The sequence below is a fragment of the Bacillus sp. JJ1503 genome (assembly GCF_036965125.1).
In the GTDB taxonomy this organism is placed as follows: Bacteria; Bacillota; Bacilli; order Bacillales; family Cytobacillaceae; genus Cytobacillus.
The window spans coordinates 25,368-32,572 of record NZ_JBALOZ010000043.1 but is presented as its reverse complement, the minus strand read 5'-3'; the positions used below and the strand labels follow the sequence as shown (position 1 = coordinate 32,572).

The 7,205-nt window shown below is 39.0% G+C and carries 7 protein-coding genes, 2 pseudogenes and 1 other annotated feature; of the genes and pseudogenes, 3 read left to right on the top strand and 6 right to left on the bottom strand.

All coding sequences use genetic code 11. The features are described from left to right. Window positions 1-1,173, bottom strand: a pseudogene (leuS, locus tag V7149_RS04245) (leucine--tRNA ligase); the annotation flags it as partial. Window positions 1,174-1,240: 67 nt separating this feature from the next. Continuing rightward, window positions 1,241-1,462, bottom strand: a binding site (T-box leader). Between the two features lie 154 nt (window positions 1,463-1,616). Further along, window positions 1,617-1,758, bottom strand: a pseudogene (locus V7149_RS04240) (SDR family oxidoreductase); the annotation flags it as partial. A 162-nt stretch (window positions 1,759-1,920) separates the two neighbouring features. Here V7149_RS04240 and V7149_RS04235 point away from each other — a divergent pair. Beyond that, window positions 1,921-2,244: a hypothetical protein gene (locus V7149_RS04235; protein ID WP_335344407.1), complete on the top strand. Its 324-nt coding sequence runs from the start codon at window positions 1,921-1,923 to the stop codon at window positions 2,242-2,244. Between the two features lie 36 nt (window positions 2,245-2,280). Here V7149_RS04235 and V7149_RS04230 read toward each other — a convergent pair whose 3' ends face one another. The 3 genes from V7149_RS04230 to V7149_RS04220 form a co-directional block, all read right to left on the bottom strand. After that, entirely contained in the window at window positions 2,281-3,462 is a 1,182-nt protein-coding gene (locus V7149_RS04230; protein ID WP_335344406.1) for an MDR family MFS transporter, read from the bottom strand. Between the two features lie 205 nt (window positions 3,463-3,667). After that, on the bottom strand, window positions 3,668-3,829 hold the full coding sequence (locus V7149_RS04225) for a glycogen biosynthesis protein GlgD (RefSeq protein ID WP_335344405.1): 162 nt from the start codon (window positions 3,827-3,829) through the stop codon (window positions 3,668-3,670). Between the two features lie 15 nt (window positions 3,830-3,844). Then, window positions 3,845-4,108 (bottom strand): YtzC family protein, encoded by a 264-nt coding sequence (locus V7149_RS04220; protein ID WP_335344404.1) that lies wholly within the window; start codon window positions 4,106-4,108, stop codon window positions 3,845-3,847. A 170-nt stretch (window positions 4,109-4,278) separates the two neighbouring features. Between V7149_RS04220 and V7149_RS04215 the strand changes: the two genes are divergently transcribed. Both V7149_RS04215 and V7149_RS04210 read left to right on the top strand, forming a co-directional pair. Continuing rightward, entirely contained in the window at window positions 4,279-5,247 is a 969-nt protein-coding gene (locus tag V7149_RS04215; RefSeq protein WP_335344410.1) for a TIGR01212 family radical SAM protein, read from the top strand. Further along, window positions 5,244-5,816, top strand: coding sequence for a class I SAM-dependent methyltransferase (locus V7149_RS04210; protein WP_335344403.1), 573 nt, complete (start codon window positions 5,244-5,246; stop codon window positions 5,814-5,816). Before V7149_RS04215 ends, V7149_RS04210 begins: the two co-directional genes overlap by 4 nt. A gap of 164 nt (window positions 5,817-5,980) precedes the next feature. On the opposite strand, the gene V7149_RS04205 is transcribed toward V7149_RS04210, so the two are convergent. Beyond that, window positions 5,981-7,075, bottom strand: coding sequence for a tetraprenyl-beta-curcumene synthase family protein (locus tag V7149_RS04205; protein ID WP_335344402.1), 1,095 nt, complete (start codon window positions 7,073-7,075; stop codon window positions 5,981-5,983). Window positions 7,076-7,205: the final 130 nt, after the last annotated feature.

The following is a 7,205-nucleotide window of genomic DNA, read 5'->3' as shown; positions in this document are numbered from 1 at the left end:
TTTCTTCAAGCCAAGCAATCATCTTACCGATAGCTTCTTCTTTATTCATTCCATTTAAGAAATCGGAATTTACATGCTCGCCATCGCCACCATAAGCTTCTTTTTCAACATTTCCACCAGCAACAACTTCAACAATTGGCAAGTCAAATTGTTTTGCAAATTCATGGTCACGCTCGTCATGAGCAGGTACAGCCATAATAGCACCGGTTCCATAACTCGCTAATACGTAATCGGCAATCCAGATCGGCATCTTTTCGCCATTTGCCGGGTTTATTGCGTAGGCGCCTGTGAAAACACCTGTCTTTTCTTTTGCTAAATCAGTTCTTTCCAAATCGCTTTTCATTTTAACTTTATCTAAATAGCCTTGAACTGCAGCACGCTGCTCTTCAGTCGTAATTTTGTCGACTAAATCATGCTCCGGAGCAAGTACTGCATAGGTTGCACCAAAAAGTGTATCAGGACGAGTCGTAAATACTTTGAATGTTCCTTCATGGCCTTCAATTTGGAAGGTTACTTCTGCCCCTTCTGAACGGCCGATCCAGTTACGCTGCATATCTTTAAGGCTTTCAGGCCAATCTAGTAAATCAAGATCCTCAAGCAAACGATCTGCATAGGCAGTTATTTTTAATACCCATTGTCTCATTGGTCTGCGCTCAACCGGGTGGCCGCCACGCTCACTTTTTCCATCAATAACTTCTTCGTTCGCTAAAACTGTTCCAAGTGCTGGGCACCAGTTCACTGCTACTTCATCAATATAAGCAAGACCTTTTTCATATAGCTTTAAGAAAATCCATTGTGTCCATTTATAATACTCAGGATCAGTCGTATTCACTTCACGATCCCAATCATAAGNNATGTATTAATATTCTTTGCCGTAAATTCAGCTGGATCGTTCCCTGTATCTAATGCGTACTGCTCGGCAGGAAGACCGAATGCATCCCAGCCCATTGGATGAAGCACATTATAACCCTGCATTCGCTTCATACGGGAAAGGATATCCGTTGCCGTATATCCTTCTGGATGTCCGACATGAAGTCCAGCTCCAGATGGATATGGAAACATATCAAGTGCGAAAAATTTGCGCTTTCCTTTATCTTCACTCGTCTTAAATGTTTTATTTTCTTCCCAGACCGTTTGCCACTTTTTCTCAATCTCTTGATGATTGAAACTCATCACATGTTCCTCCTAAATGAAAATTATAGAATATTTCGAAAAAAATCAAAAAAACCTCCCATCCCAATTAAGGGACGAGAGGATTATGTATAATCTCCCGCGGTACCACCCACATTAGTGACATAGTCACTCGCTTCATTCATCCTTAACGCGGAGTACGGCAAGCATTACTATTCCTTCACACTTGCTGCTCAAAGGCGAGTTCATGGTTTACCCGGCTGACTTGCACCACCCGTCAACTCTCTACAATCAGGTTCAATCCACTACTAATCCTTTTCTTAGCATATAAATATATTAGTGCTATTGTATAAAATTTCCCGCCAAGATGCAAGCGGGCTCATCTTGACAGGAAATTTAATATGTAGCATATGCGGGAAATAAGATTATGTGAATGAATTTTTAAAAAATTTTAAAGGGACATCTCACAGCTGTCCCCTCAAAATCTATTGAACTGTATATCCCCCATCAATCAGATGGCCTGCCCTGTCACTCCGTTTGCAGATTCACTTGCAAGGAATATGCATAATCCGCAATCTCATCAACAGACAAAAGCCTTTTTTGAGGGATTAATGAAAAAATAACTTCCGATTGGAATATTTAATAATGCGTTTTTCATAATACTCCCCTTTATAATCATTTATACATTCCCGCTTATTTTATCGCAATTGTTAGATAATTTAATTACATAAGTATTTTTCCTCTATTTTTTGTCAAAGAAGGGAGAAAAGAGAAAATGGAGTGTTAACTATGAAAGGCATTTACTTCATTAATGAAAGACAGCATCAAGATTTAGAAGGGATCTCGCACTGTATAAGCATTATTAGTTCATTTCTGAAGGCAAATCAGATCCAAGCAATAAAACTGAATTCAAACCAGCTAAATGATTATTACACCCTTCCTCATGCTCTTCTATACGATTTAAATCAGGCAAAGATGCTATTGGATTATTTAGTGATCTATTCGAATCAAGATGTGAATGAATTTATTTATATGTATCCTGCTAAATGGGTATTATTAAAAAGCTATTTTTCGGAAGTAGTATTTGTAGAGGAACAGAGAAATAGTGGCTAATCATAATTAAAAGACCTGCAGCATTAGTGCAGGTCTTCAAGATGCGTGTGCAACGCTCTTTGTTTTTCTAATTTTTTTATCATAGATGAATGTTGTAAAAATAGAGATCACGAGTAAAACTATAATGATTGAGAATAGCATTGACATTCCGTATATATCGACAAGAATGCCCCCTAGGAGCGGTCCAATCATACGCCCTCCTGTTGCCATACTATTGACAATTCCCTGGTAGAATCCTTCTCTTCCTTTTGGTGCCAGATCATTGGCGATCGTAGGAACTGCTGGCCATACTAACATTTCGCCAATTGTTAATATAATCATTCCAGCAAGAAAAGCTGCAAACTGATGGGCTACGGAAACAACTCCAAAAGAGACTATAAAAATAATAATGCCGATATTGATCTGTGTCTTCAGAGATTTGATTCGGGACACAAGCAAGTTTATTACTGGCTGCCCTAGAACAATTAATGCTCCATTGATCGTCCAAAGCAGACTATATTGTCTTAAGGTGATATTAAGCTCCTGTGTAAAAGAGGCAATTGTCGTTTGCCACTGAACATATCCGACCCAGCATAAGCTGTAGCCAATACATAAAATTAATAAGGCATATAGCTTTGAATGGTCCTTAACAACAGACTTTTTCTTTCGAACAGAAGTATGCATACTTGACTCAATTTGAATTCCTTTATATCCGAAAACAGCAATGAAAAGAAAAGCCAAGTACATGAACGTATTAGCAATAAAGATGAGCTGAAAAGAAAAAGAAGCTACAAATCCGCCAAGGGCCGCTCCGATTGCTACACCAAGGTTCTGCGCTACGTATAGAGCATTAAAGGATTTTCTTCCGCCTTCCTTCCATACTGAACCAGCCATTGCATACATTGATGGGAAAATAATTCCTGCCCCAAATCCAACCATCGTTAAAAAGACAACATACATTGGCCAATCATGCCAAAAGGTTAACCCGATTAATGATAATAAGGATATTCCTGCTCCCAGCAGGATTGATTTATAGCCGCCAATTTTATCAAAAAGGATGCCCCCGGTTAAATTGCCAATGACACTTGCTCCAGAGTTTAACATGAGAGCAATTCCCGCAACTGATAATGATTTTCCTAAATGATCGTGAATATAGATTGTGTTTAAAGGCCATAAAAAAGAAGAGCCTGTAACATTCACCACCATCCCAATTATTAAAAGCCATAAGGCACGTGGCATGAAAAAACCCTCCTAAAATAGACCAAAATATATAAAAGTCTGCTCGACAATTAGTTCGGTTCACTAAGCAATTTTATTTCTTTTTTACTGTCCTTGCAATAGGGAATCATCTAAGCAGCCAAAACAAAGAAAATACACAATATTCCTAGAAAAGCGGAAGCCCTGTGGAACAACTAAAAAACCCTCCAGAATTGGAGGGTTTCGATTATTCAGGATGGAATTTTGATTTTACTGGCTGTCCCTTTTTTTCATACAACTTTTTTGCTTGCTTGACGATGTCGAAATCCTGACCTATCTCTAGATCTTGATTATTTATGCCATTACGGTTCTTTTGTTCAGGGTTTCTTTGTTTAGACCGTTTTTTCACCTTGAAAATCACTCCTTAATGGGGATGAATAATCATTTGATTTTGGAGCTGCTGAAGCTGCAGCCTCATGCGGTGAAGCTGTTCCCTCTGCTGGGCGTTGGCACTTAAAGCAAGTTTGGTCAGATCATTATACGCATTCTCAAGAGAATACAGAGCATCCGTAAAACCAGCATCATTGTAATGCTCTTGAGTTCTGCCTTCCTGAAGCTGGTCATTAGCGAAACGGATAGCATCCTCACATTGCTGTATTAGATTATCAACGGAGTCACGAGTAGCCATAATATCCCTCCTGAAATGAATCGGTCTTTTCAGAAGCAAAATGCTTCATTCATTAGTTTGTTCATATTTCTTTTTCCTATTTCGTAATTTTACTGGCAAAAATCGTTGATAGCCATTACATTTAAAAATAGGTTTTCTCTATTTATAGTGCTTTAAGGAGGTTTACAATGATGAATCAGATTAATCCTTTTCCCTTTGCATCTGATAATAAACGCTATCATACATGGAATTACCATTTAAGGAATCAATTTGGCCATAAGGTTTTTAAGGTTGCTCTTGATGGCGGCTTTGACTGCCCGAATCGTGACGGCACGGTCGCGCACGGAGGCTGTACATTTTGCAGTGCGGCTGGTTCTGGTGACTTTGCTGGAAACCGATCTGACGATATAGAGATACAATTTAAAGAAATTAAAGAAAAAATGCATCAGAAGTGGAAAGATGGCAAATATATGGCTTACTTCCAGGCATTTACGAATACACATGCACCCGTAGAAGTGTTAAGAAATATGTACGAAAAAGTTTTACAGTTTGAAGATGTTGTAGGGCTTTCAATTGCTACAAGGCCAGACTGCCTTCCAGATGATGTAGTGGAATATTTGGCTGAGCTTAATCAAAGAACTTATTTATGGGTTGAGCTTGGTTTGCAAACTGTACATGAAAGAACCGGATTGCTGATCAATCGTGCTCATGATTATCAATGCTATGTGTACGGTGTCAACAAGCTTCGAAAACATGGAATTCGTGTTTGTTCCCATATTATTAATGGGCTTCCACTGGAAACACCGGAAATGATGATGGAAACTGCTAGGGAGGTCGCAAAGCTAGATGTTCAAGGAATCAAAATCCACCTTCTTCATCTTTTAAAAGGAACACCAATGGTGAAGCAATATGAAAAAGGAATGCTTGAATTCTTATCATTTGACCAATATGTTAGTTTAGTCTGTGATCAACTTGAAATTCTGCCTCCTGAAATGATTATTCATCGAATTACTGGGGATGGTCCTATTGAGCTGATGATTGGTCCGATGTGGAGTGTCAATAAATGGGAGGTTCTAAACTCTATAGATGCCGAACTTAAAAGACGGAACAGCTGGCAAGGAAAATTTTATAAAGCAAGCAGTGTGGAGGTTCAAGCATGAAGCTAGATGGAGTTTTGCCTTTTGCCAGGAAACTGCTAGAAAAAGCCCTTGGTTCTGGTGACATTGCAGTCGATGCAACATTAGGAAATGGGCATGATACATTATTCTTGGCAAAATTAGTTGAAGATTCCGGTCATGTATTCGGATTTGACATACAAGAAGAAGCAATTCTCAGTACAAAAAAAAGGATAGAAGAACAGCAGCTTTCTGACCGCGTTACTTTATTTCATAATGGGCATGAACATATATTGTCCAGTATCTCAGCAGAAAATCACGGTAAAATTAAAGGTGCTATTTTTAATTTGGGCTATTTGCCAGGCGGCGACAAATCGATTGTTACAGTTCCAGACACAACTATTTCAGCGATTGAGCAGCTTCTTGAAATTATGGCTCCTGAAGGGATTATTGTCCTTGTTGTTTACCATGGCCACGAAGAAGGTGCGATTGAACGTGACGCACTCCTTCAATTTGTAAAACAGCTAGACCAAAAAAAGGCTCATGTACTTCAGTATCAATTCATTAATCAGAAGAATAATCCACCTTTCATTGTGGCGATTGAAAAAAGATAATAATTGAGTATCTAACGGATATATCACAAAAGTAGCGGATATTTCTGCGTAACTGGCGGATACTAAAAAAAGTGCCGATTGATTTACCGAAAACTGACCGATTTTTCCCTTCCAAAGAGAAAAAACCTGCATTTAAGCAGGTTTTTTCAAATTTCGGCTTCAATTTACTTTAAAAATGCCCTCATAAGACCGGCTGGCATCCATTTTTGCATAGCCCGATAAGCACGTCCATTTAAATAAAAGAAAAAACTGATCATCCCGCCGGTTTTGATCATTCCTCGAGCTAGTTTCTTTACATTTCGCTGCTTTCGGACCTTTTCATCTGATAAATAAATCCCTAGCAGTCCACGGTTAATCAATTGATGAAATCGTTTATGAGGCAGCTGTTCTGTATGCTTGTCAGCTTCTTGTACAAAATGCTTCAGCCTGTCAAAAAGCTTCTCTTCACTTTCATAATAAAAACAGAAGTTTAAATCTCCGCCAGCACGATCCTCTTCCTGATCAATAAAATAATCCAATAATATATGCAAACCTTGTATGTAAGGAAAATAGCCGTTCCGAATTTTTTCTGCGTCTTCCAGCTTAAAATCATCCCTCATGGCATAAGAAACAAGGCAGAAAATACCTAATGTCGATCCAGAGCAAGCTGAAAACTCATACCACTCCATCTCTGGTATTTTTTCCTTGTATTCATCAAACCAGCCTTGAAGCCTTGGCACGCGTTCCTCCACTTTTACATGCTTATGAATCTGCAAATCACAATAATACCGGCACAATTCTAATAAATGACCGCTGATTTCTTCATAATTACCTATTTCAGATAAAACTCCTCTACAGGCTGCAGCAAGGTCAGCTAAGTAATTTCCATCTTCCTGTTCTTCTCTAAATCGGTAATAATTTTTCGGTGCAGCCTCCACCACTAAAGAATCCATCATTGATTCATGTAAAGCCTCAAAATCTTCTGGATCCAGGGATGTACTTCGGTCACATAAATTATCCAAATAATCACTGATTGTTTGATAAGCAACTATAAATTTAATCGCTTTTTCATATTTTTCTTTTGCCATTAACGCCATGATGGCGCCGCCTTCACAATGAAAGGTCTTTTGCTTTATGCTCGCTAATGCCTGTTTTCTAAGTTCTGGATCGGGAATCTCTTCCGCTCTCTTCCGCCAATAATCCAATTCCTTATGAGCTATTGGCAATATCCTACGATAAACATTTGACATTAGACTAATAGGCATAGATGGGACACTCATAGTAAAACTCACTCCTTAGAAAAGCGAAAGCGCCTCGCCCACCCCCGACAAGCACAAGACGAGCCTCCCGGAAAGGTGAGCTCTACCTTTCAGGATTGGCTTATGACCTCGAGGTCGACAAAAACGCGAC

Excerpts from the sequence above, each read along its gene's own strand:
- V7149_RS04205 (WP_335344402.1), bottom strand. The coding sequence starts at position 7,075 with ATGAGTGTCCCATCTATGCCTATTAGTCTAATGTCAAATGTTTATCGT.
- V7149_RS04220 (WP_335344404.1), bottom strand. The coding sequence starts at position 4,108 with ATGGCTACTCGTGACTCCGTTGATAATCTAATACAGCAATGTGAGGAT.
- V7149_RS04210 (WP_335344403.1), top strand. The coding sequence starts at position 5,244 with ATGAAGCTAGATGGAGTTTTGCCTTTTGCCAGGAAACTGCTAGAAAAA.
- V7149_RS04230 (WP_335344406.1), bottom strand. The coding sequence starts at position 3,462 with ATGCCACGTGCCTTATGGCTTTTAATAATTGGGATGGTGGTGAATGTT.
- V7149_RS04235 (WP_335344407.1), top strand. The coding sequence starts at position 1,921 with ATGAAAGGCATTTACTTCATTAATGAAAGACAGCATCAAGATTTAGAA.
- V7149_RS04215 (WP_335344410.1), top strand. The coding sequence starts at position 4,279 with ATGAATCAGATTAATCCTTTTCCCTTTGCATCTGATAATAAACGCTAT.